Raw genomic sequence first — 23,010 nt, forward strand, 5'->3', positions numbered from 1 at the left:
TTTTTCATATTTGAGCCAATGAAAAGAATTACCATCAAGGAGATCGCTAGGCAGGCAGGTGTATCAGTGGGAACAGTCGATCGCGTGTTGCACAACAGAGGAGAAGTCGCCGAGGGGACTAAAAATTTGGTATTGAAAATTGCCAAAGAGGGTAATTACACCACCAACGTATTTGCACGCAATCTCAAACTGAATAAAATCTATCAGATAGCCGTGATTCTTCCGTTGGATAACGAATATTGGAAAATTCAACAGCAGGGGATTGAGCAGTCTGCAGAAGAATATGAGCCGCTTGGTATGGTTCTGAAATTTTATCCTTTCGATAGGAGCAATCAGGGGTCATTTCTGTCCAAGGCTGCTTTGGCAATTGAAGATGAACCAGATGCCGTTATCTTGGCTCCTTTGATGGAAAGGGAGGCAACAGACATATGCGCCAGACTCAAAGCAAAAAAAATACCTTTTGTATTTGTTGATTCCAATCTTGAGGAGGTTGCTCCTTTGGCATTTATAGGGCAAGATTCGGTGCAAAGTGGATACCTCGCAGCACGACTGCTCAACTATGGGTTTGAGAGGGGACATGAGGCTTGGATATTGAAATACACGGATTTTGATAGGATTAACAAAGCGATTGATGAACGTATCGAAGGTTTTAGAAATTACTATCAAGAAATGGGGTGGGAGATGTCCTTGATTCAAGAACTTGAAGTAGTGGATAAAGATAGTATTTCGGGACTTTTGGATGATGTAAAAGGAGAAGCACTCCATATCTTCGTGCCCAATTCTCGGTCATATCAGATAGTTGACATGGCAGGAGACAGGTTGATGAAGTGTAAAAGGCGGATCATAGGCTATGATTTGATTAAGCCCAACATCAAGACCCTGCAAGATGATGCAGTGGATTTCATCATTGATCAAAATCCTAACTTACAAGGCAATATGAGTGTGCAGGTACTGTACAAGACGCTAATTGCCAGTGCTGCCATCAAGCAGTATCAATTCATGCCCTTGGAGATCGTATCCAAGGAGAATTTGAAATTTGCCAATTCTTATTTTGAAGAGGTGTAAGTTTGAAGAGGTGTAAGGAAAAATCAGGGTAATAAGATTTGAGAACCAAGAACCAAGACTAAATTTCGAATCACTACACTCTAAAAGCAAAAAACTCCTATGTTATGTACATAAGAGTAGTTTTTTTGGGATTAATCCCAGTTCGGTTGGGGAGAACACTAGCTGGTTATACTAAGATCAAATAGAGCATTACTGGTAATACTTTAAGAAGAATAGTATAGAACAAAATGGATTTTTTCAAACCTTTCATAGCACAGTTGTTTAATTTTATTCTTTACAAATGTGTCGAATAAATGGCATTAAGGAAATTCGATATTTTACCTAAAAAACGCACTAGGAAAATTACTTAGAGAGGTAGAAAATGCAGGGAAAATGCTAGGCTAATTGCTGTTAGATCGGTATAGGTAGTTTTGCTGTTTCAAAATTGCAGATAATCAGTGCTTTAGGTGTTTAGTTGATTTGAGTGAATATTCTTGCTTTCGCGATTACTTCGATACCTTTGCATCATGATTACTCAACGACCCCTTACAGATTGGTTGCCCATCACAAAGAAAGAAGTTACCGAACGTGGCTGGGACGAACTAGATGTTGTTATTATATCTGGAGATGCTTATGTGGATCACCCTGCTTTTGGTGGGGCGGTAATTGGTCGTATCATCGAGAGCGAAGGATACAAGGTGGGAATCATCCCTCAACCTAACTGGAAGGATGATTTAAGAGATTTTAAAAAATTCGGGAAACCCAAAATGTTCTTTGGGGTGACCTCAGGCTGTATGGATTCGATGGTGAATCACTATACTGCCAACAAACGCCGCAGATCCAATGACGCCTATACACCTGGTGGGGAGGCGGGTTTTAGACCGGATTATGCGACCATCACCTATTCCAAGATATTGAAGGAGTTATATCCTGATGTGCCGATTGTGATCGGTGGGGTTGAGGCAAGTTTGAGACGGGTGACGCATTATGATTACTGGTCGGACAAATTGATGCCTTCGATTTTGGTGGATAGCAAGGCAGATTTGCTGGTCTATGGCATGGGAGAACAGCCCTTGCGAGACATCCTTCGACTGTTGGGTAAGGGAGTGCCTTTTGATCAGTTGAATAAAATACCACAGACGAGTGTATTGATTCCTAGAGATGCGGAGCTCCCGCACACCGATTGGAAAACCATCGAACTGAGTAGTCATGAAAAGTGTCTCCGGGACAAAAAGTCATATGCAGCGAATTTTAAACACGTAGAGCAAGAATCCAATAAACTCAATGCCAATCGAATTGTACAAGCTGCGGCAGATTACAATATCATTATCAATCCTCCTTATTATACCATGACGGAGACAGAGATTGATCAGTCGTTTGACTTGCCCTACACAAGACTTCCTCATCCTAAGTACAAAAAGCGAGGACCGATACCTGCATACGAGATGATCAAATTCTCCATCAATATGCACCGAGGATGTTTTGGAGGCTGTAGTTTTTGTACAATTTCGGCTCATCAAGGCAAGTTCATCGCGAGTCGCAGCAAGGAATCTATCATGAAGGAGGTCGATCAGGTGACCCAAATGCCAGATTTTAAAGGTTATATTTCAGATTTGGGAGGCCCATCTGCCAACATGTATGGGTTGAAAGGTAAAGTACAAGAAATATGTGATCGATGTGTAAGTCCGTCTTGTATTCACCCAGTGATTTGTAGCAATTTGGATACGGATCACTCCTCTATGACTGAATTGTACAGAAAGGTCGATGCGCATCCAAAGGTAAAAAAGGCATTTGTGGGCAGTGGTATTCGATATGATTTGTTGGTGGAGGGATACAACAAGAATGCCAACGACAGCATAGACGAGTACATGGAGCAGCTGGTGACTCGCCACGTTTCGGGTAGATTGAAAGTAGCTCCAGAACATACCGCAGATGATACTTTGCGTATCATGAGGAAGCCTTCTTTCAAGCATTTTCATGACTTCAAAAAGAAATACGACTTCTACAACAAGAAGAATGGCTTGAATCAACCTTTGATTCCCTATTTCATATCTAGCCATCCAGGTTGCAAAGAAGAAGATATGGCCAACCTAGCTGCAGAGACCAAGGAGTTAGGATTTATGCTGGAGCAGGTTCAGGATTTTACACCTACTCCTATGACAGTAGCGACGGTGATTTATTACTCTGGCTACCATCCCTACACGATGGAGCAAATGTATGTTCCTAAGACAGAGAAAGAAAAGCGTGCTCAGCACATGTTCTTCTTTTGGCACAAGAAGGAATACCAGCAGCGTATCAAGGACAAATTGATCAATAAGAATCGCCGTGACTTGGTTGAGCGATTGCTAGGTCAGCGCATTGTCAAGGACGTCTTGGACAAGCAGCCTTTTGTGGGGAAATTCCATGACAAAAAGAACGCGACGGGCAACAAGGCTTTCAGCAAGAAAGGAAAATTCAACAAAAAGGGTAGGAGCTAATTCAATCTGCTATAGTTAGATAATTCCCTATATTCAATCATAGACTATTGATGATCGACTATGGTCTTCTTTTTTAAAACTGCTCTCCAGCATAGCCTTTCTCAACTGCATATTTGATTAGCGAGGCAATGTTCTTTTGGTTGAGCTTGGTCATCAGGTTTTTGCGATGCGTGTCTACGGTATGGCTACTGATCGAGAGTTGGACAGCAATCTCACCTGTGGTCATGCCATCAGCGAGCAATCGTATGATGGCTCTTTCACGATCGGTCAAATATTCAGCACCTACATGACCTTTGGATTTTAAGCTTTCATTGATCGTGTCCTGTACTTCAGCACTGAAGTGCTCCCGACCTTCATGCACATCCTTGATCGCAGCGACGAGTTCTTCCTGAGCTGTGTTTTTTAACACATAGCCATTGGCACCTATTTCAATAAGATTCCTAATGAATTCTGGTTTATTGTACATGGATAGGATCAAAACTTTGACGTGATCGTGGTGTTCTCTGATCAATCGGGTAGTCTCTAAACCATCCAGTACTGGCATGTTGATGTCAAGGAGTATTACGTCTATATTCTGAGTTTCCAGCAGATTGATCACTTCTCGTCCATTGTTAGCATGTCCTACAATTTTGATTTCGGGGACATTGGCCAAAAGGGCTTTTAAACCTTCTACTATGACTAGGTGATCATCTGCGATTAAAACTCTTATCATGCTGCTACTGGTATCTCTATGGTGACTGTGGTTCCTCTGCCTGGAGTGGAATCTACAAAGAATTTTCCATTGATGGGGATTAAAATCTGCTCGATTCCCTTCAGACCATATCCTTTTCTGTTCATAAAGTTAATGTCTTGCGAGTCAAATCCAATACCATCGTCCTCTACCATCAAAATTAATTCCTTTTGGATTTTATTGACTTGTATGACTACATGGCTTGCTTTGGCGTGTGTGAGGACATTGGTGATGAGTTCTTGTATCATACGGAAGAGCTGGATGTTGATTTCCAATTCCAGATTTTTGTCTATGCCATGATGAAATATATCCAGTCTGATTCCTCCATCTTTTTCCAATGTTTTTTTGATTTCTTGTAGAGCCGAAATAATGTTGAAGTCGCTTACTTGCTTGTCAGCTATTCTGTATGCCAATTGACGCGTGTCATTTACTGCTTCGTTGAGGAGTACATGACCTTTTTGAAAGGGGGCTGAGTGGATGACTTCATCATGATGAATGGCACCAAATTGCATTTTGGCCGCAGCGATTTTGTTACCAATATTTTCATGCAATTCATCAATTAGGTCTTTTCTTTCTGTAGCATTTTCTTTTAGAATTTTCGATTTGGTGTAGTTTTCCAATTCCTGAAATTTGCTTCCAATATGGTATTTGTAGATGTCTTCTTGAAGTTCTTTGAGTATGGATTCATTTTTTCGTTTTTGAAACCAGTGAACTGCAATGAGTCCTAAGATACCAGCAGTGAGGATGGTAATTGTTATCATTTGTTTGGGATAGATGTATATACAGCGGAAAATTACAGGGATTATATGAGTATTGTAATCCCTAGATTTCGGGATATTTGATTGAAAAACAATCAGTTGGCGATTATTTATATGATGAAAATTATACTGGTTTGTGTTATTTATTGTAATTGTGTTAATATATTAACACAATTACTACGTAGTTTTTTTGTCAAAGCCATATCTTCGCCACAACAAAACAACGCTTCCCATTGTGATTTTAGCAATTCGCTAAACTTTTAAAACATAAATGATGATAATAGGAGTATTGAAATGTACTGAAGAAAACTTAGTGGCTATAGTTCCTAAGGTAGTGTCGAAATACACCAAAGGTGGATTCGAGATTCTCGTGGAGAGAGGTGCTGGAGAAGCTTCTCACTACACAGACGATGAGTACGAAGAGGTAGGTGCCAAGGTGGCTCCCAGAGCAGAGATTTTGGCCCAGTCAGGAATCCTTTTGACGGTAACCAGTATAGGACTCGATGAGTTAAAGTTGGTGAAGAAGGGTGCGATGATCGTGGGCAAGTTCAACGGTCGCGTAGAGTCTGACTTGCTCACTGCACTCAAAAGTGCTGATGCGCATGCATTCAGTTTGGATTTGTTGCCACGTTCTACGATTGCTCAGTCGATGGATGTTTTGTCCTCGTTGGCGTCTTTGTCGGGATACAAAGCGGTCTTGTTGGGAGCTGACAATTTTGGGGGCTATTTCCCAATGATGACGACATCAGCAGGGACAATCCCTCCTGCCAAAGTCTTGATCATTGGAGCAGGAGTAGCAGGACTTCAGGCTATCGCTACCGCGAAAAGGTTGGGTGCTGTAGTGGAGGTGTTTGATGTGCGGTCAGCCGTCAAGGAAGAAGTCGAGAGTTTGGGAGCCAAGTTTGTGGAAGTAGAAGGCGCACAGGAGAGTGCCGCTGCGGGAGGCTATGCTATTCAGCAAACGGAGGAATACATCGAAAAGCAGAAGACTTTGATTCACCAGACAGCTGCCAAAGCAGATGTGGTGATCACTACGGCCAACATACCTGGCAGAAAGGCACCACTTTTAATCGAGGAAAGAACCGTCAATGCCATGAAACCAGGCAGTGTAATTATTGATATGGCGACTGCCAGCGGTGGCAATGTGGCTCTATCCAAAGACAATGCTACGGTAGAGGTGAACGGCGTGAAAATCATCGGAGATACCAAGTTGTACAACCACATGGGGTCTCAATCTAGTTTTGTCTATAGCAATAACATTTACAATTTCCTCAATTTCCTTCTCAAAGAAGGTATCGAAAACATCCCTTACGAAAACGAAATAGTGACCAATACCTTGCTCAAAGTAGAGAAGGAAGAGACAGTATCTGCGTAAGGAAATCATATAACACCTAAAGAAATGCTAGAAATTTTAGATTATCTAAAAGATAATGTATTGACCATCAATCTATGGATCATTACGATATACTTGGGATTTGAAATCATCTCAAAAGTTCCAACCGTTTTGCACACACCGTTGATGTCTGGATCCAATGCGATCAGTGGTATCGTGATCATCGGAGCGATCATCTTGGTGAGACAGTCTTCTCCAGAGGACTATTTGTCACTGGTGATAGGCTCAGTTGGTATTGTGCTGGCGACTATTAATGTAGTAGGGGGGCACGCTGTGACCAACCGTATGTTGGAAATGTTTAAGAAGAAATAAAATGGAGTATATCAATTTACTATACATATTCTCAACCGTGCTTTTGATCATTGGTTTGAGAAAACTGAGCAGTCCATCTTCGGCTGCCAAAGGAAATATCATCGCTGCAGTAGGGATGGGCTTGGCTACTGTAGTGGCTATGTTTGAACCGATCGAAGGCGACCAAGGCAACTATGTACTGATCCTACTTTCCTTGCTGATCGGTACTGTGGTGGGGCTAGTGTTCTCCAAAAAAGTAGCTATGACAGCTGTGCCTGAGTTGGTGTCGTTGTTCAATGGGTTTGGGGGTGCTTGTGCTGTGGCGATTTCAATCATCGAGGTGATGAAGTTCGATGAGGCAGTGAGTATGGGAGCGAGAGCAACTACTTATTTGGCTATGTTCATTGGGGGAGTGGCTTTTACAGGGTCATTGATTGCCTATGGCAAGTTGAGTGGCAAGGTCAAAGATTGGAAGAGTGGGATTTCCTCTTATTTCAATTTGATTTGGTTGGCACTGTGTCTAGGATTGATGATCTATGAAGTCATGTTCATGGGGCAGGTCACTTATTTGCCGATGCTGATTTTGGTCGTGTCGTTGATTTATGGATTTACCTTCGTCTTGCCGATTGGTGGAGCTGATATGCCTGTGGTGATTTCTTTACTCAATGCCTTTACGGGTATAGCAGCGGCTTTGGCAGGTATCGTTTATGGCAACATGGTGATGCTGCTAGGTGGGATACTCGTGGGATCGTCGGGTACAATCCTGACCGTATTGATGTGCAACGCCATGAACAGATCCTTGATCAATGTGATCATTGGAGGGTTTGGCGGGTCATCGGCCTCATCTGCGGCAGGTCCACAGGGGGATGTCAAAGAAGCTACTGCTAACGACACAGCAATCATGATGCGCTATGCGAGCAATGTGATGATCATACCAGGATATGGTATGGCAGTGGCCCAAGCGCAAAAGGCTTGCAAGGAACTCGACAAGAGCTTAACGGAGCGTGGTGTGAATGTCAACTATGCGATCCATCCAGTGGCGGGTCGTATGCCGGGGCACATGAACGTATTGCTCGCTGAGGCAGATGTACCATATAACAAACTGATTGATTTGGATGATGCCAATGCGATGCTATCCGACACAGATGTGTGTCTGGTAGTGGGAGCCAATGATGTGGTCAATCCATCGGCGTTGGATGATCCGGGAAGTCCAATCTACGGTATGCCTGTCTTGGAGATATTGAAAAGTAAAAACGTAATCGTACTCAAACGCAGTATGAACAAGGGATATTCAGGAATCGAAAACCCTTTGTTCTTTCATGAAAGGACCAAGATGCTTTTTGGGGATGCCAAGGCAACCATAGAGACATTGAATAGTGAAGTCAAGTCAATGGATTAATATTGTTTGTAGTCCATAGTCCATTGATTGGGAAGAAAAGTTAAGACTGGATTAATAAAATACTGAGAAGCACCATTCGAGAGAGTGGTGTTTTTTTGTTCCATGAATTGATCAGTTGGGGAATATTTTCCACAGCCTGTGTAATAATTAGTGAGGGGCAAGTGGGACTATATTTGTATGAAACTGCATTTTTAGCTCATTTTGCAGGATTTTGAGCTTTGGCATATTCTTTTCAATCCCAGAGGCATAACCAAATAACAATGTTATGTTTAGAATAGCCATCATATTTTTTATCGTCGCTATCATCGCCGCAGTCTTTGGATTTGGCGGAATAGCAGTAGCAGCAGCTGGAGCTGCCAAAATCGTTTTTTTCGTTGCATTAGTTTTCCTAGTGATCTCGCTGTTGGCGGGGATTCTCAGAGGGGGACGTTGATCCATAAATTATAGAAGCCCACCTTGGATAAAGGTGGGTTTAATTGTCCACAAATAAATTATACCACTATGAAGAAGAAAATAACAGCCATCGCCATCGTTTTGATCGGACTCACAGCCTTGTCCGCATCAGCACAAGATGTAGAGACAGGAGTCAAAGGCGGTGTTAACTTTAGTAATTTTATCCAAGATGATATAGATGATCAAAACATGCGTGTCGGTTGGCATGTAGGTTTTTATTCCAAGATGGAATTTGCCAAGCAGTTGTTTATCATGCCAGAGTTGGCTTTTTCTACCAAAGGAACCAATATCGAATACAGTGCTTTTGGTGCCTCTGGAGAGTCTAAGCTGAATTTGTATTACATCGATTTGCCAGTCATGGTTGGCGTTGAGCTGACGGATTTTTTAGATATTTACGCCGGCCCGTACCTTTCGTATTTGATAGATTCCAATGTCAAAACCACAGGAGATTTTGGAGAGGATGATACAGAAATTGATCGGGACAACCTCGAATCTTTTGATTATGGACTTGCAGGAGGTGTAGGATTCAACTTTGATCATGTGACCATCGGAGCGAGGTATAATTATGGTTTGGCACAGATCGCTAGAAGCGATGCGGCAGACTTTTTGCTCGAAGATTCGCGTAATTCGGTAGGACAGATTTATCTTACTTATAGACTGTCTCGATAATTGCCGATAGGATCGCTACAAAACTATATGAATAGGAAAAGAACCAAAATTGTATTCTTACTGTATTTCTTCCTTGTGATCCCTGGTCTATTCTTTTTGGTAGAGCAAAACATGGGGTTTTTCATTGACAGAAGTCTGAGTAAGCAAAATATAAATGTAGAATCCACTGGAGCCGACTTTGATTTGTTTTCAAGGTCGGTTTCTTTTGATACAGTCCGATTTAGCAATCCTTCTTTTGGGGAGATTTATTGTACCAATTTGAAAGTCAATAAAATAGACCTATTGAGTGTGTTGCCATCTTTTGGCTTTCATGCTCAGTCTATTTCGGTTGATTCTCTCCTGATCACGGTAGATATGACAGCTACAGATAGTCTGGATATGGGGCGAGACAAGGGTAAGAAGAAACCAATGAAATTCGAGGTGGATCAATTGGATATCGGCTATGGTTTGGTCGATATGTATGACAAAGAAGCCAACCATTTGACCTTTAATTTTCAAGCCAAGACACTCAATTACAATTCCGTCGAAGGGATAGACCAAGGAGTCTTTACAATCCAAAATCTAGTCTATGATTTGATCCAAGATTACTCCACTATCAAAGTAGACTCACTCAGTCTGAATATAGAGGAGGACAATCTGATGATCAGTAGTGTTCAGTGGAAGTCACTATTGACCAGGCGAGAGTTTGTGAGGAAATTCCCATTCCAAAAGGATCAGATAGATTTAGAAATCCCGAGGATCAAGATGTCAGGAATGAACCTGAGTCAGATGAATTTGGAAGGGGGCGTCAGATGTAGGCTCGTGGTATTGGATAGCTGTACGCTCAAGACCTTCAGAGACAAACAACTGCCCAGACCTGAGAAGCCAGACGTCAAATTGCTGGCAGACATGATCAAAGGCACGGCTTTTAGGTTTGGAATCGACACTGTCAAGATCACCAATACCAACATCACCCACCATGAGAACTATCCGCCAAGCAATGAGTCGGGGAGTATACCCTTTACCAACCTGTATGCGACGATCTATGACCTGTCGTCGGTAGGAGAAGCGCCTATCCGACTAGATGCGCAAGCGACTGTACTGGCACAAGCGAAACTGAAGGCCAGATTTGAATTGAATGCCTCCCCTAAACCTAGTCACGTGAGAGGAACACTCTCCCCAATAGATATGGTACGAGCCAATCAGATGAGTGTCCCCGCGGCTGGTTTGGAAATCTTGACGGGGCAACTGCTACACATGGACTTTGATTTTAAGTACACAGATGATAGATCCTATGGGGTGATGAATATGCACTATGAGGACTTGCAGTTCAAGATCATCAATCCAGATACCCATGATCAAAACATAAAGCAAGGTGTAGGCACCTTCATCGCCAATACCTTCAAAGTTCGCACCAACAACACTCCAGATATGATCCTCTATCGTGAGGGTAAAATCGCATTTGAAAGAGATAAAAAGAAAGCTGTGTTTGGGTATTGGTGGCAGTCAGTCCTGAGTGGTATCAAGTCCTCCGTGGGGGTTGATAAAAAGAATGGTTAGATTCAAGATTCAAGATTCAAGATTCAAGATTCAAGATTCAGATTTTTCTTTCTAGATGACATGTCTGCCTAGACTTTGTGTCCTCACAGCTCACCAAATTGAGCGAAGCTACTTCCTAGCCTTGATCTGCAAGCTTTCATAGATTTTATCAATTCCCTCCTGATTGTCTGAGAGGATCATCAGGATGTCATTGGCCTCCAAGATTGTAGAGCCACTCGGTGTGATGAATCGGTTGTCCCGACTGATCATGGCGATGATGGTCGATTTGGGAAACTGGATTTCGACAATTCTTTTCCCTACCACAAATCCACCTCTTGGGATTTCGATTTCGGTCATGGTGGTTTTGGCATCTTCCGATAGTAGTAGGTCTACAGGCGTTTTTCTTTTGGCTTTTTGAGGCAATGCGACGTGCAGCCACTTGGCTACCACTGACAGTGTGGTGCCTTGTATGATCACAGAAGTCACTGAGATAAAAAACACCACATTGAAGATCATGTCCGCCTTGTCGATTCCTGCCAGGAGTGGATAGGTAGCGAATACAATCGGTACAGCCCCTCTTAGCCCTACCCAGGAGATGTAGAACCGTCTCCTCATTTTCATCTTGAAGGGTATCAAACTAATGAATACACTAAGCGGACGGGCGATAAAGATCAAAAACAAAGAGATCAAGATTCCAATCCCTACGAATGGCAATACGTGTGACGGGAATACCAACAATCCCAAGGTTAAGAAGAGGATGATCTGCATGAGCCACGCCAGTCCATCGAATAGCTTGATGATGGTACGCTTGTGGATGATGTTCTGATTACCCAAATAGACAGCACATAAGTAAACAGCCAAAAAACCATTGCCACCGATGGCATCAGTAGCCGAAAAGGTGATGAACATCAGTGCTATGACCAATACAGGATATAAGCCATCAAACCCTAGTTCGATCTTGTTGATGATGTATTTACTCACTTTGCCGAATAGGAACCCACAGGCACCACCGACCAGCATCTGCTGAAAGAACAACGGTATGATAGAAAACAATCCTAAGTCTTGATTGATGACTAGACTCAGAAATGCAATAGTGAGCACATAGGCCATGGGGTCGTTACTGCCACTTTCTAGTTCGAGTGTGGGGCGCAGGTTGCTTTTGAGTGCAAGATTTTTGGAGCGGAGGATGGAGAAGACCGCCGCAGCATCTGTGGAAGAGACGATGGCTCCCATCAGCAGACCTTCGTAGATTGTCAGGTCTGTGATCAACCATATGAAAGTCCCCATCGCGGTAGCAGTCAGGAAGACACCGACCGTAGAGAGAGAGATTCCTTGCCATAGGACGGGTTTGATGCTGTTCCAGTTGGTTTCCATTCCTCCAGAAAACAAAATGAAATTGAGCGCGACGATTCCGACGAACTGTGCAATCTGTGGGTCGTCAAACTCGATCCCAAACCCATCTGATCCTGCGAGCATTCCTACCACCAAAAAGAGGATCAAAGTCGGTATGCCATATTTATAGGAGGTCTTCCCCGCCAATACGCTAGCCAATAACAACAAAGAACCTATCAGGAGTATGTTTTCAATCGTAATATTCATGTGCGCCTAAGATAACAATTCAATTCTCAAACTGAAGTCCTCTTTTTTGAATAGTTTGATCCCAAAGAGAGGATTTGTAACTAGAACGCAAATTACGCCATGGCAAATCACGGGGATATAGAAAATGCTTGAATAATTGATATGCTCGTTGAGCTGACGCCTTTCTTTAACTAGTGGTAGTCCAATTATTTCGAATAATTGGACTACCATGCATCTAGCTCTTAATTCTTAGAAAGTCTCGTTCACATTCAGGTAGAATCCTTTGGCTCCATCCGCACCAAAACCATAATCAAGTGACAGGTTGGTACGGGCGTTTTTGTCAACCATGATCCTGAGTCCTACGCCATAGCCAGGTTTGATGTGGTCAAAAAGCTGAATATCTGCATCCGTATTGCTGGTGGTGGTGGCGTTGAGGAACACCACCGCACCAAAGGTCTCCTTATCGGCCTGGAGGGGTACGCGGTATTCCACTTCACCATAGACGATGTCCTCACCTCTAAAGCGACCTTGTGGATAGGCTCTGCCTGATCGTCCAAACTGATCCCAGCCGACAGCAGGCAAGTCCATGTACGGCACATCGCCGCCCACCACAAAATTGCCATAAGTCCACACACCGATCAGGTGTCTTTTGCGCGACTGGCTGAGGTTGAAATAGTCGCGGTATTCTAACCACAAGAGTGATGAACTCTGGTCACTACCCAGCCATTCTGGGTTCATGCGCAGAGAGGCAAAACCATAGCGTCCACTATAGGGGTTGATAGCATTGTCACGGCTGTCGAACAGGGCGTTGACTGAGATTCCTGACAGTACATAACCTTCAGGATCGAAACCACGATCAATTGAATAAGCATAGTGTGAAGTAAATGTCGGAGGAATCGTGTCCAAATCCAACAGCTGGTCATTGATGTTGTAGTGGTAATCCAGATGATAACCCAGACCAGCAAAAAAACGGGAGTCTCCAATTCGTTTCAAAGCAGTCTCGTGAAAACGCAGGTAATTAAACTTCATCATCTGTGCCTGATCCACACCATTGCTGAACTTGCCATCGTCGTACTCAAAACCCGTGCTGGCCAAAATGGAAGACGAAGATCCAGTACCCAGTCCGTAAGTAGGCTGTGAGGTCACAAAGTATCGCCAGTCTCCCAAAAGATTCCATTTATCTCCATCAGTAAATACGTTGGATTTTAGGGTGAATAGAAATTGTTTTTTAGTAGTATAAATAAAAGTCGACACCATCGACGAACGATGGGTCGTACTGTTAGGCCCCATCATCCAGCTGGCTGCTGGGGCAAGACCAAACATCCAACCCATAGCGGGGTTTGCAGCAATCACAGGCAGAGGAACAAACGACAACTGTTGAATCAGCTTGTTGCTTTCATCAGTTTGTGTCGTGTCGCTTTGCGCAAAAGCCCCTGTTGAGAGGCTAAACAGAAGTAGGAGTAGGACTGGTTTTTTCATGGGGATTTTTTTGTGTCTATTTAGAATATTACTTGAAATTGGGCAATTGCCTCCCATTTTCCAACTATTAATGGTCTTATTGTATTGTAAAATAGTTGCGCTGTAGCGCAGTAAAACAAACTGGATTGGCCGATCTGAAAGGTTTTGCCTCCTCCTCCGCCTGCTGGCAGTAACATTTGTTTGTCCTTGTCAGCCAGCCAGTTATTGATTACCGTAGTATTGCTTTCGAGAAACCAGCCCTTGGGCAGGTTGTAGTAGGTGAAGTATTGAAAATTGAAACTGTTGACCTGGTTGGCTCCTTCACCACCAAGAGACCAGTAGTTTTGTACCACAAAACCACCCAAAAATTTGTCTCCACCGTGGTTGAACAGCAGCGATGGTCCCACACTCACACGGTTGCTACCCAATGCCGCACTCGTGCGGGTGGGCAGTTGTACCGCTGGACCGACTCCCCAGCTGACATTTTCCTTTTTCTCTATCGAGGAAAAATAACCATTGAAGAGAATATTACCCAAACCCGAGACGCGCTGTGCGGCATCTCCCGATGAGGAGATCGTTTGCAAAGGCACTTGTGACACTCCTCCAGTGGCGGGTATTCCCTGAAAAGGGATAATGGTATACGTGATCAGCTTGAGATTCTTTCCCAAACGGACAGGCCACACGGGCTGAACAGAAAAAGATTGCGCCAAGCCATCACCCACAGGTAGGAGCACCTCTTGCAAGTAAACACTGCGCAAGCCAGCCACGGGATCCTGTCTTTTTTTGGCCATTTCCTCTATGGTCATGGTAGGTGTGCTGTCGGTCTGGGCACCAACTGATATACTCAGGCAAGTAATAAAAATACAGGTCAGTAGAATTTTCATACAGTAGGAAAATACAGACCTGACAGGTTTTTGAAAACTGTCAGGTCTGTCGTGAATGAAGAACCCTCCAAGGGTTTTACTAGCTTAATATTACTTCACGAATTCCAAATCATTATTTAGGAGTAAAACTTCCAGACTCTTGTCTTACGGGGTATTCTTTAAAAGTAGCCATGAAATTCGCTACCACATCTTTCAATGGTTCAAAAGCAAACATGCGGCGTACCACCCAGTCGTCATAGTAAGAAGAGCTTTCCATCGCAGATTCAAATGGGTCTGCATATAAATCAACCAATAGAGGTGCTTTATGTGGGGTTTGCATTTCAGTCCATGCGCCAAGTCCTTCATGGTCTTGTGTAGAGAAGTGGAACTTCCAACGTCCAATACGAACTGCTCCCAAAGTGCCATCATCTACAAAGGCAAAGAACTCATTGCGGGGACCATTTTCCTCTTTTCCTGTGAGGTAAGGCAAAAAGTTGTAACCATCCAAGTGCACCTTGAACCCTTGATACCCACTCAATAATTTGCCTTTGACATTGTCCTCACCAGCAGCAGCCACCAATGTTGGCAAACAGTCTTCTAAAGAAATGATTTCATTTGAGACTTTTCCAGCTTCAATTTTACCCGGCCACTTGATCATAAAAGGCACTCTCAGGCCACCTTCCCAAGTAGTGGCTTTTTCACCTCTAAATGGATTGGTGCCACCATCAGGCCATGAAAACTTCTCAGCACCATTGTCTGTGGTGTAAATGACAATGGTGTTGTCCGCAATCCCAAGTTCCTCAAGCTTATCCAGCAACTGGCCAACTTGTTGGTCATGCTGAGCATAACCATCTGCATTGATACCTAGACCAGTTTTTCCTTCATACTCATCAGGTAGATGCGTGAAAATGTGCATTCTGGTAGTATTGAACCAACAGAAGAAAGGTTTGTCTGCTTTGCTCTGCTCTTCTATAAAATCCATCGTTCCATTCAAAAATTCTTGGTCGATGGTCTCCATACGCTTCTTCGTCAAAGGTCCCGTATCTTGAACTTTACCATCTGCAGTTGCTTTGATCACACCTCTTGGGCCGTATTCTTTTCTAAACTTAGGGTCTTTAGGATAATCAGGGTTTTCTGGCTCTTCTTCTGCATTCAAATGGTACAAATTCCCAAAGAAAACATCAAAGCCATGGTTGGTTGGAAGAAACTTATCTAAGTCACCTAAGTGGTTTTTTCCAAACTGTCCACTGGAGTATCCAAGTGGCTTCAGCATCTCAGCGATAGTTGGGTCTTCCTTTTGTAACCCTATAGGATCTCCAGGCATTCCGATTTTGAGCAGTCCTGTTCTTTTGGGAGATTGCCCTGTAATAAATGCAGCTCTTCCGGCTGTGCAACTTTGTTGCGCATAAGCATCGGTAAAGCGCATTCCCTCTTTGGCTATGCGGTCAATGTTGGGCGTGGTATAGCCCATCATTCCATTGTTGTAGGCACTGGTATTGAACCAGCCTATGTCGTCACCCATGATCACTAGGATGTTGGGCTTTTTGTTTTTTTTCTGGGCATGGACCAGTGGCATACAAAAGATACATGCGACTATGAGCGTCCAAATTGATTTGTTTGTTCTCATGGTTTTTGGTTTAAATGAAAATCTTGAAAGAAGTTAAAAAAACTCCAAGGGTTTTAAACCCTTGGAGGGTTAATGTTCTATGTTATTTCACCTTCACAAAGTCGCCCGGCTTGTATGTACGGTCGAAGAAAGCCTGCTCTGGTCCATAGAAGCGGAACAAGCTAAACCAGCCTCTGCCAGGTACGGTTTTGATGAAGTTGGACTTGTTGTCTGGATTGTCCGGTCCTATGAAGAAGGTCACTGAACCATCTTCGTTGGCTACCAACTCGTTCATGGTATTGAGCGAAGGATAAACTTGCCCCTCGGCATCTACACCCGCTGCGGTCTCTGCGTCATACAAAGTGAGTGAGGTAAACAGCTTGGCAGGCATATCAGCAGGGAAGGTAATTTCATAGCTGTTTTCACCCATGAGGTAGTTGCCCTCGCTGTCTTTGTAAGCATTGCCATACTTGGCTCCCAAACCGACGATAGACGACATCATACCTGTACTGATCGAGTAGTGATTGATGTACATGTGCGCTTTGGCATTGACATCTGTATGCTTGGTCACTCTGTCTCTAAATTCCTCGTCTATCAAAGTATGCATAAAATCATCAAGCTCTGTATGTGCATGAGCGACCCATTTGCGGTCGTTCCACCACAGGCCGTCAGGCTCTCCGTCAAAATTAGCCGCGATGTTTTTGGCCATGCGCCAGGCCGTCTCAGCAGCCTGATCGAGTAGCTCCTTTTGGCGAGTTGTTGGATTGAATGCTGTACCTTTTTTGATACCGATAGCTGTCAACATGCCGTGCATATATGGATCGATGTTGTCCACACGATCGCTTTGGATGAAGCGGTTGAGCATTTCGAAATAAGAGAAGTCATGCGCAAACAAGGCATCTGATGGGATGTCAGAGGCATGCTGAAAATCCATCGGTATAGCCTCTCCCTCTAGCGGGTAAATCTTGATGCCCTCTACTGCATCTACACCTGGTTGTAGGTTATCTACAGACTGGAAGAAACCACGCTGGAAGATAAATACGCCATTGGTTTTGCTGGTATAGAGGTAGTAGCCTTCGGGTACTTCTCCGTCATAGCCCTCAGGTACGATCAGGTACTTGCCTCCTTTGCCGCGATCTGGTCCAGGGAAGCCAATGTCTCCCAAGAAGCGGGTGCCATCGGGGCGCTCTGGCCCTTCGAGTGGTCTGTGCCAAAAGTCATCCAACAATCCCTGTAGCATCGGAGGTACATCCAGCACCAAAGGACCTGTTTTGCTCAGATCGGCAAAACCCAGCGCATAGATCACATCCGAGTTGGGCGTAGTGATGATGGTTTGGGGTTTTAGCCTTTTCTCAAAGACCGAGATTACATTGTAGCCTTCGCCAAAGGTCTTGCCCAAGCCTTCCTTCATGGCGTACATGTTGACTGCCGGCAATGCCCATAGGTAAGTCTGTGTGGCACGTTGGAAATAAAGTTCTTCGTCCAGTGTGCGAGACACCTCCGCTGTAGGGTAACCTCCCTCAAGCGGCAGACTAGCCAAACTTTCATAGTGATTAGGTTCAGGAGCAGCACTTTGCTGCTTTTCTTGTGGCTGGCATGCAGTAAACAATACTGCAGTAGCCAGAGATAGGGTTAAGATGGATTTGTTCATCATAGTTTTTAGTGGTTAGTACTTTGTGTTTTTTGTGAGTTGCTGCTAGGCAAGCAGCCAAATTTGTCGAATCGTCTGGTTCCCTTACTAAAACTAGTGCAAATCCATAAGATATTGTAAGCAGATATGCTGATTCGTGGAAGAAATTGACATTTTTTTAGATAGGTCAGTATGGGGTATGATCACTCTAATGGTTTTGACACCTTATCTAACAAACATGATGGGCTTCATCTAAAAATATTTAATCAAATTAAAAATTGGGTTGAAGAAGGAAGTGTTAAATTTCTAATGAATGATATTGTTCTAGAAGAATGAGAAAGGAATAAGACTCGTGTCTCGCAGTGACGATTACTTGAGTGGTTAAACAACATTGAGTCCACTCCAGCAGAGCCATCTAATCAAAATCCTCTTCGGTCAGCTCATCCACGGTTTTTTCTTTTAGCGGCTTGGCTGGTCTATAGATTTCAAATTCGACTCTTCTATTGAGGTTTTGATCTCTCTCGGTGTGCTCCTCTACAATCGGTTTGTTACTCCCAAATCCTTGTGCTTCTACACGGTCACCTGCTACACCCCCAAAGGTAACAATGTAGTCACGGATGGTGTTGGCTCGATCTATCGACAAATCGAGGTTGAATTGTTCGGTACCAAACTTGTCCGTATGTCCTGAAATCCTCAAGAAGAAATCTGGGTTGTCGTACATGAAGTTGACCACTTTGTTGAGATCACCATACATTTCACCCTTCAAATCTGCCTTGCCAGGATCAAATTCGATCGATTCGAATTTGACACGACTGGCGATGTGGTTGGTGACCTCATCAAAGCGCATCGGACCATCTAGGTAGAACATTTCTTCGATTCGGAAGAATTCATCACCTTGTATGACTAGTAAGTAGTTTTTGTTATTGATCAAATCAAACTCAAACGAACCATCAGGTTTTAGGTATTTGGGAGAAACCTCCACACCATCATCGAGATCAATCACGGACACGATACCTGTAAAAGGCTTGCCAGTCAGAGAATCTGTCAGTGATCCTGCGATCTCGGTCAGTGCCTCTGGCTGTGCCTCCATGGGTAGTGGAAAGGAGTACAAATCGAGTTTGTCGAGATCATGGGTTGCGGAGCGGGCGTAGTACAGGTCTTTGGAGTGAGAATCCATCGTGAAATAAAACTCACTGCCTCGCCCGTTGACCAGCGGACCAATATTGATTGGCTCACTCCAAGCCGCATCCTTGTGGTAGGCTTTGTAGATGTCAAACTCGCCGAATTTGTAGAGTTGCCCATTGGAGCTAAAGAACAATACTTCGAACTCAGGGTGATAGAAGGGACTCACTTCGTTGTGGCGGGTGTTGATGATGGGGCCGAGGTTTTGGGCGGGCATCCATGCGCCATGTTCGTTTTTGTAGCTGAAGTAGATGTCAGACAGACCAAAGCCACCGATTCGGTCTGAGGCAAAATAAAGCGTGTCTTCGGTATGTGACAGAGAAGGATGAGAATCCCAACTGATGCTGTTGACATTGGTACCGAGGTTATGAATATCTGTCCAGACACTGTCTTCACTCAGACTCGCCATGAATATATCGCAATTACCCAAGCCATACGGAGATCCACATCTGGAGAAGTAGAGTGTCTTGCCATCCTTGCTCAGACACGCAGAACCTTCGTTGTATTGGGTGTTGATTTGTGTCAGGTCGGTACAGAGTTCCCAATAGCCATCTACGCGGCGACTGATGAACAAGTCTTCATTTTTGACATAGTCCAGATTGATCATTCTTTCGTTTCTCTTGGATGTAAAGATGAGAACTTGGTTTTGAAGCCCAATAGAAGGTCCATAGTCAGCATGGCGGGAGTTGATTTTTCTTCCCATGTTGAGCAATACGCCACGGGGTGGCCGGATGGTGTCGATGGCTTTTCGATGCTCGACGAGTTTGTAGTAGTAGTCTAGCGGAACGAAATTTTCGGTCTCCTGGGTGTTCAATGAGTCATAGTACAGTTCGAGCTCTTGGATATTGATATTGTTGTGATGATGACGCAGCACCAGCTTGTACAGAGAAGTGGCCTCTTCGTCCGTGCCGTAGATCTCTGTCAATTTGGCTAGTCTCCAGATCCAGTACGTGTCTACATAGAAATTTCTAATACCGAAGTTTTTGATGTACTGTTGGAGTGCAGGATACAGCTTTTCCCAGTCGCGATTGTGTTCCAATCTTTGGATGCGATGGAGCTCTGTTTTGTTTTGGTAGTAGTTGATTTTGTTGACGTTGGGAAATTTATAAATATTGAATTCCCACTCGCCATTGAGCGTATCTAGGTCTGCAATTGCTTGACTGTCATGCTTCTTCTTTGAGAATTGAGCCTGTACGACACTTGCCGACCCAATTGTCCAAAGGATTACAACAGCAACTACGAGAAGTATATGGTTTTTGATAGTTATGAAACTATGCACTCGATTTAAATTATGAATATTCTTTGCTTGTATAATATGTACCCTAGCTGAATTTCAAAAGTAATGCAGCTGACCTTCTAAACGAATTAAATGCTAGATTAAATATAATTACTTTGGCATAGCGATTGCAACTTATGATTATCTTTAAATTTTGACATGAAATCTAGTTTTTATGTCATAGTGACAGGCAAGTGAAGTTTATTTATGATTCAATATAACATGTTTTCTACAAGCTCCTTTTCAGATCTCAGTGATGAAGATGCAGGTGATTTGATCCCTCTAGATTTGACTGGAGACGAAACCGAAATACATCAAGACGATCTTCCAGAAGATCTCCCCATATTACCTCTCAAAAACGCAGTTTTATTTCCAGGTGTGGTGATCCCAATTACCGTAGGGAGACAAAAATCCATCAGGCTGGTCAAGAAGGCCTACCGCAGCAACAAGATCATCGGGGTGACTGCACAGAAAAACCCCTTGGCTGAAGACCCTAAAGAGGGAGAAATTTACAAGACAGGTACAGTGGCTAAAATCTTGAAAATGCTGGTGTTGCCAGATGGCAATACCACGATTATCATTCAAGGTAAAAAGCGGATGAATATTGAGCAGATTGTGCAAGAAAATCCCTACATGACTGCCAAAGTCAAGTTACTCAATGAGGATTTTGAGTCAGGAGAGGAGAGCCATACCAAAGCTATCATTCATTCCTTGAAGGATGCGGCTAAGAAGATTTTGAAGCTGAACCCAGATATTCCTAAGGAAGCACAAATTGCCTTGGAGAGTATTGACAGTTTTAGCTTTTTGACCCACTTTCTATGCTCCAACATCAATACGGATGTCAAGGACAAGCAGAAGTTGCTAGATATTAACAATGGATCCAAACGCGCCGAGCAGCTCCTTCAATACATGCTCAAGGATATTCAGGTGCTGGAACTCAGACATGAGATTCAAAACAAAGTGAATACCGATATTGATCAGCAACAGAGAGACTATTATCTCCGTCAGCAGATGAAGGTGCTGCAAGACGAGCTCGGCCAGGGTAGCCCAGAACAAGAAATAGATGATTTGAGAGCTGCTGGTGCTAAGAAAAACTGGCCAGATGAGGTTGAGGAGCATTTCAACAAGGAGATTGACAAAATCCTGAGAATGAATCCTATGGCAGCAGAATATCCGGTAGCGATGAATTATGCCGAACTGCTGGTAGAGCTGCCATGGAACGATATGTCTCATGATAATTTTGATCTGAAACGAGCCAAAAAAATCTTGGATCGTGATCATTTTGGATTGGAAAAAGTCAAAGACAGAATCATTGAGTACCTCGCCGTGAGAAAACTGAAAAATGACTTGAAAGGGCCGATTATTTGTCTTTTTGGCCCTCCTGGTGTAGGTAAGACATCACTAGGTAAGTCAATTGCCAAAGCCCTCAACCGTGAGTATGTCAGGATGTCACTCGGTGGTGTGCATGACGAGGCAGAGATTCGTGGGCATCGCAAGACCTACATTGGCGCCATGCCAGGCAAGGTGATTCAGAACATCAACAAGGCCAAATTTTCTAATCCAGTATTCGTGTTGGATGAGATAGACAAGATATCAACAGAGTTTAGAGGTGATCCATCGTCTGCCTTGTTGGAGGTTTTAGATCCCGAGCAAAACAACGCGTTCAAGGATAATTTCTTGGAGGTAGAATATGACCTGTCCAAAGTTTTGTTCATCGCGACAGCCAATTCACTCGATACGATACAGCCAGCTCTGAGAGACAGAATGGAGATCATCGAGGTGACGGGCTATACCATGGAAGAAAAAGTGGAGATCGCTAAGAAGCATTTGTTTCCTAAGCAATTGGAAGAACATGGGTTGAAAGCTACCGACCTATCTATGGATAAGAAGGCCATAGCCAAAGTGATTGATGACTACACGAGAGAGTCTGGTGTGAGAACACTGGAGCGCAAGATCGGAACCATCGTGAGGGATGCTGCCAAGTCTCTTGCTATGGAAGAATCTTATCAGAAGAAAGTAACTGTTGATGAGGTGAGACGAATCTTGGGAGCAGAAATCTACGATAAGGAGCTGTATCAAAACAACAAGATGGCTGGTGTGGTCACTGGTCTGGCTTGGACATCAGTGGGCGGAGAAATTTTGTTCATCGAATCCAGTTTGAGCAGAGGCAAAGGCAAGTTGACCTTGTCAGGTCAATTGGGAGATGTGATGAAGGAATCAGCTGTCACGGCCTTGTCATACTTGAAGTCAAACGCCGAGAAGCTAAACATTGATTACAGGACATTTGACAACTATGATTTGCACGTGCATGTGCCTGCGGGTGCTGTACCCAAGGATGGACCATCAGCAGGGATCACCATGTTGACCTCATTGGCATCGATATTTACCCAAAGAATGATCAAAGACAAGCTGGCAATGACAGGTGAGATTACTTTGAGAGGTAAAGTATTGCCAGTGGGCGGGATCAAGGAGAAAATGTTGGCCGCCAAGAGAGCAGGCATCAAGGAGATTATTCTCTGCAATAAGAACAAAAAGGATATCGAAGAGATTGATGAGCGATATGTCAAGGATCTGACCTTCCATTTTGTCGATACTGTAGACGAAGTGTTGGAGATTGCACTGTTACAGCAAAAGGTCCAGGATCCGGTGAAATTTGAGTTGACCGAAAAAAGCAATTAATCTCAG

Annotated in this window: 17 protein-coding genes; 9 read left to right on the forward strand and 8 right to left on the reverse strand. The window is 43.7% G+C overall.

Annotation, left to right across the window (positions count from 1 at the left end):
• Positions 1-18 precede the first annotated feature (18 nt).
• Complete coding sequence (locus N6H18_RS10085; RefSeq protein ID WP_262308149.1) at positions 19-1,065, forward strand: LacI family DNA-binding transcriptional regulator; 1,047 nt, start codon at positions 19-21, stop codon at positions 1,063-1,065.
• A gap of 506 nt (positions 1,066-1,571) precedes the next feature.
• The gene (locus tag N6H18_RS10090) at positions 1,572-3,521 is read left to right on the forward strand and encodes a YgiQ family radical SAM protein (RefSeq protein ID WP_323131503.1); all 1,950 of its coding nucleotides are present in this window, start codon (positions 1,572-1,574) and stop codon (positions 3,519-3,521) included.
• Positions 3,522-3,594: 73 nt separating this feature from the next.
• Here the strand turns inward: N6H18_RS10090 and N6H18_RS10095 are convergent, their stop codons facing one another.
• Both N6H18_RS10095 and N6H18_RS10100 read right to left on the reverse strand, forming a co-directional pair.
• A complete protein-coding gene (locus tag N6H18_RS10095; protein ID WP_262308150.1) occupies positions 3,595-4,233 on the reverse strand; it encodes a response regulator in 639 nt (212 codons plus the stop codon).
• Positions 4,230-5,012 carry a sensor histidine kinase gene (locus N6H18_RS10100; protein ID WP_262308151.1) on the reverse strand — a complete coding sequence of 261 codons (783 nt, stop codon included), beginning with the start codon at positions 5,010-5,012 and terminating at the stop codon, positions 4,230-4,232. Before N6H18_RS10100 ends, N6H18_RS10095 begins: the two co-directional genes overlap by 4 nt.
• A 268-nt stretch (positions 5,013-5,280) precedes the next feature.
• On the opposite strand from N6H18_RS10100, the gene N6H18_RS10105 reads away from it, so the two are divergent.
• The 6 genes from N6H18_RS10105 to N6H18_RS10130 all read left to right on the forward strand — a co-directional run bounded on the left by N6H18_RS10105 (position 5,281) and on the right by N6H18_RS10130 (position 10,753).
• Entirely contained in the window at positions 5,281-6,384 is a 1,104-nt protein-coding gene (locus tag N6H18_RS10105) for an NAD(P) transhydrogenase subunit alpha (protein WP_262308152.1), read from the forward strand.
• A 24-nt stretch (positions 6,385-6,408) separates the two neighbouring features.
• Complete coding sequence (locus tag N6H18_RS10110) at positions 6,409-6,714, forward strand: NAD(P) transhydrogenase subunit alpha (RefSeq protein WP_262308153.1); 306 nt, start codon at positions 6,409-6,411, stop codon at positions 6,712-6,714.
• A gap of 1 nt (position 6,715) precedes the next feature.
• Positions 6,716-8,092, forward strand: coding sequence for an NAD(P)(+) transhydrogenase (Re/Si-specific) subunit beta (locus N6H18_RS10115; protein ID WP_262308154.1), 1,377 nt, complete (start codon positions 6,716-6,718; stop codon positions 8,090-8,092).
• A 265-nt stretch (positions 8,093-8,357) separates the two neighbouring features.
• A complete protein-coding gene (locus N6H18_RS10120; protein WP_262308155.1) occupies positions 8,358-8,525 on the forward strand; it encodes a DUF1328 family protein in 168 nt (55 codons plus the stop codon).
• A gap of 68 nt (positions 8,526-8,593) precedes the next feature.
• Positions 8,594-9,214: a porin family protein gene (locus tag N6H18_RS10125; protein ID WP_262308156.1), complete on the forward strand. Its 621-nt coding sequence runs from the start codon at positions 8,594-8,596 to the stop codon at positions 9,212-9,214.
• A 27-nt stretch (positions 9,215-9,241) separates the two neighbouring features.
• Positions 9,242-10,753 carry a DUF748 domain-containing protein gene (locus N6H18_RS10130; protein ID WP_262308157.1) on the forward strand — a complete coding sequence of 504 codons (1,512 nt, stop codon included), beginning with the start codon at positions 9,242-9,244 and terminating at the stop codon, positions 10,751-10,753.
• Between the two features lie 108 nt (positions 10,754-10,861).
• On the opposite strand, the gene N6H18_RS10135 is transcribed toward N6H18_RS10130, so the two are convergent.
• The 6 genes from N6H18_RS10135 to N6H18_RS10160 form a co-directional block, all read right to left on the reverse strand.
• On the reverse strand, positions 10,862-12,331 hold the full coding sequence (locus N6H18_RS10135) for a potassium/proton antiporter (RefSeq protein ID WP_262308158.1): 1,470 nt from the start codon (positions 12,329-12,331) through the stop codon (positions 10,862-10,864).
• Positions 12,332-12,559: 228 nt separating this feature from the next.
• The gene (locus N6H18_RS10140) at positions 12,560-13,789 is read right to left on the reverse strand and encodes an outer membrane protein assembly factor (protein ID WP_262308159.1); all 1,230 of its coding nucleotides are present in this window, start codon (positions 13,787-13,789) and stop codon (positions 12,560-12,562) included.
• Positions 13,790-13,809: 20 nt separating this feature from the next.
• A complete protein-coding gene (locus N6H18_RS10145) occupies positions 13,810-14,652 on the reverse strand; it encodes a hypothetical protein (RefSeq protein ID WP_262308160.1) in 843 nt (280 codons plus the stop codon).
• A 112-nt stretch (positions 14,653-14,764) separates the two neighbouring features.
• Positions 14,765-16,258, reverse strand: coding sequence for an arylsulfatase (locus tag N6H18_RS10150; RefSeq protein ID WP_316044795.1), 1,494 nt, complete (start codon positions 16,256-16,258; stop codon positions 14,765-14,767).
• Positions 16,259-16,340: 82 nt separating this feature from the next.
• Positions 16,341-17,891, reverse strand: coding sequence for a DUF1254 domain-containing protein (locus N6H18_RS10155; RefSeq protein WP_262308161.1), 1,551 nt, complete (start codon positions 17,889-17,891; stop codon positions 16,341-16,343).
• Between the two features lie 391 nt (positions 17,892-18,282).
• The gene (locus tag N6H18_RS10160; RefSeq protein ID WP_262308162.1) at positions 18,283-20,328 is read right to left on the reverse strand and encodes an OmpA family protein; all 2,046 of its coding nucleotides are present in this window, start codon (positions 20,326-20,328) and stop codon (positions 18,283-18,285) included.
• A gap of 219 nt (positions 20,329-20,547) precedes the next feature.
• On the opposite strand from N6H18_RS10160, the gene lon reads away from it, so the two are divergent.
• A complete protein-coding gene (gene lon, locus N6H18_RS10165) occupies positions 20,548-23,004 on the forward strand; it encodes an endopeptidase La (RefSeq protein WP_262308163.1) in 2,457 nt (818 codons plus the stop codon).
• Positions 23,005-23,010 lie beyond the last annotated feature (6 nt).

It is taken from the genome of Reichenbachiella agarivorans (assembly GCF_025502585.1).
Classification (GTDB): Bacteria; Bacteroidota; Bacteroidia; order Cytophagales; family Cyclobacteriaceae; genus Reichenbachiella; species Reichenbachiella agarivorans.

Excerpts from the sequence above, each read along its gene's own strand:
- N6H18_RS10150 (WP_316044795.1), bottom strand. The coding sequence starts at position 16,258 with ATGAGAACAAACAAATCAATTTGGACGCTCATAGTCGCATGTATCTTT.
- N6H18_RS10095 (WP_262308150.1), bottom strand. The coding sequence starts at position 4,233 with ATGATAAGAGTTTTAATCGCAGATGATCACCTAGTCATAGTAGAAGGT.
- N6H18_RS10115 (WP_262308154.1), top strand. The coding sequence starts at position 6,716 with ATGGAGTATATCAATTTACTATACATATTCTCAACCGTGCTTTTGATC.
- N6H18_RS10140 (WP_262308159.1), bottom strand. The coding sequence starts at position 13,789 with ATGAAAAAACCAGTCCTACTCCTACTTCTGTTTAGCCTCTCAACAGGG.
- N6H18_RS10105 (WP_262308152.1), top strand. The coding sequence starts at position 5,281 with ATGATGATAATAGGAGTATTGAAATGTACTGAAGAAAACTTAGTGGCT.
- N6H18_RS10135 (WP_262308158.1), bottom strand. The coding sequence starts at position 12,331 with ATGAATATTACGATTGAAAACATACTCCTGATAGGTTCTTTGTTGTTA.
- N6H18_RS10085 (WP_262308149.1), top strand. The coding sequence starts at position 19 with ATGAAAAGAATTACCATCAAGGAGATCGCTAGGCAGGCAGGTGTATCA.
- N6H18_RS10130 (WP_262308157.1), top strand. The coding sequence starts at position 9,242 with ATGAATAGGAAAAGAACCAAAATTGTATTCTTACTGTATTTCTTCCTT.
- N6H18_RS10110 (WP_262308153.1), top strand. The coding sequence starts at position 6,409 with ATGCTAGAAATTTTAGATTATCTAAAAGATAATGTATTGACCATCAAT.
- N6H18_RS10100 (WP_262308151.1), bottom strand. The coding sequence starts at position 5,012 with ATGATAACAATTACCATCCTCACTGCTGGTATCTTAGGACTCATTGCA.
- N6H18_RS10120 (WP_262308155.1), top strand. The coding sequence starts at position 8,358 with ATGTTTAGAATAGCCATCATATTTTTTATCGTCGCTATCATCGCCGCA.
- lon (WP_262308163.1), top strand. The coding sequence starts at position 20,548 with ATGTTTTCTACAAGCTCCTTTTCAGATCTCAGTGATGAAGATGCAGGT.
- N6H18_RS10090 (WP_323131503.1), top strand. The coding sequence starts at position 1,572 with ATGATTACTCAACGACCCCTTACAGATTGGTTGCCCATCACAAAGAAA.
- N6H18_RS10155 (WP_262308161.1), bottom strand. The coding sequence starts at position 17,891 with ATGATGAACAAATCCATCTTAACCCTATCTCTGGCTACTGCAGTATTG.
- N6H18_RS10145 (WP_262308160.1), bottom strand. The coding sequence starts at position 14,652 with ATGAAAATTCTACTGACCTGTATTTTTATTACTTGCCTGAGTATATCA.
- N6H18_RS10125 (WP_262308156.1), top strand. The coding sequence starts at position 8,594 with ATGAAGAAGAAAATAACAGCCATCGCCATCGTTTTGATCGGACTCACA.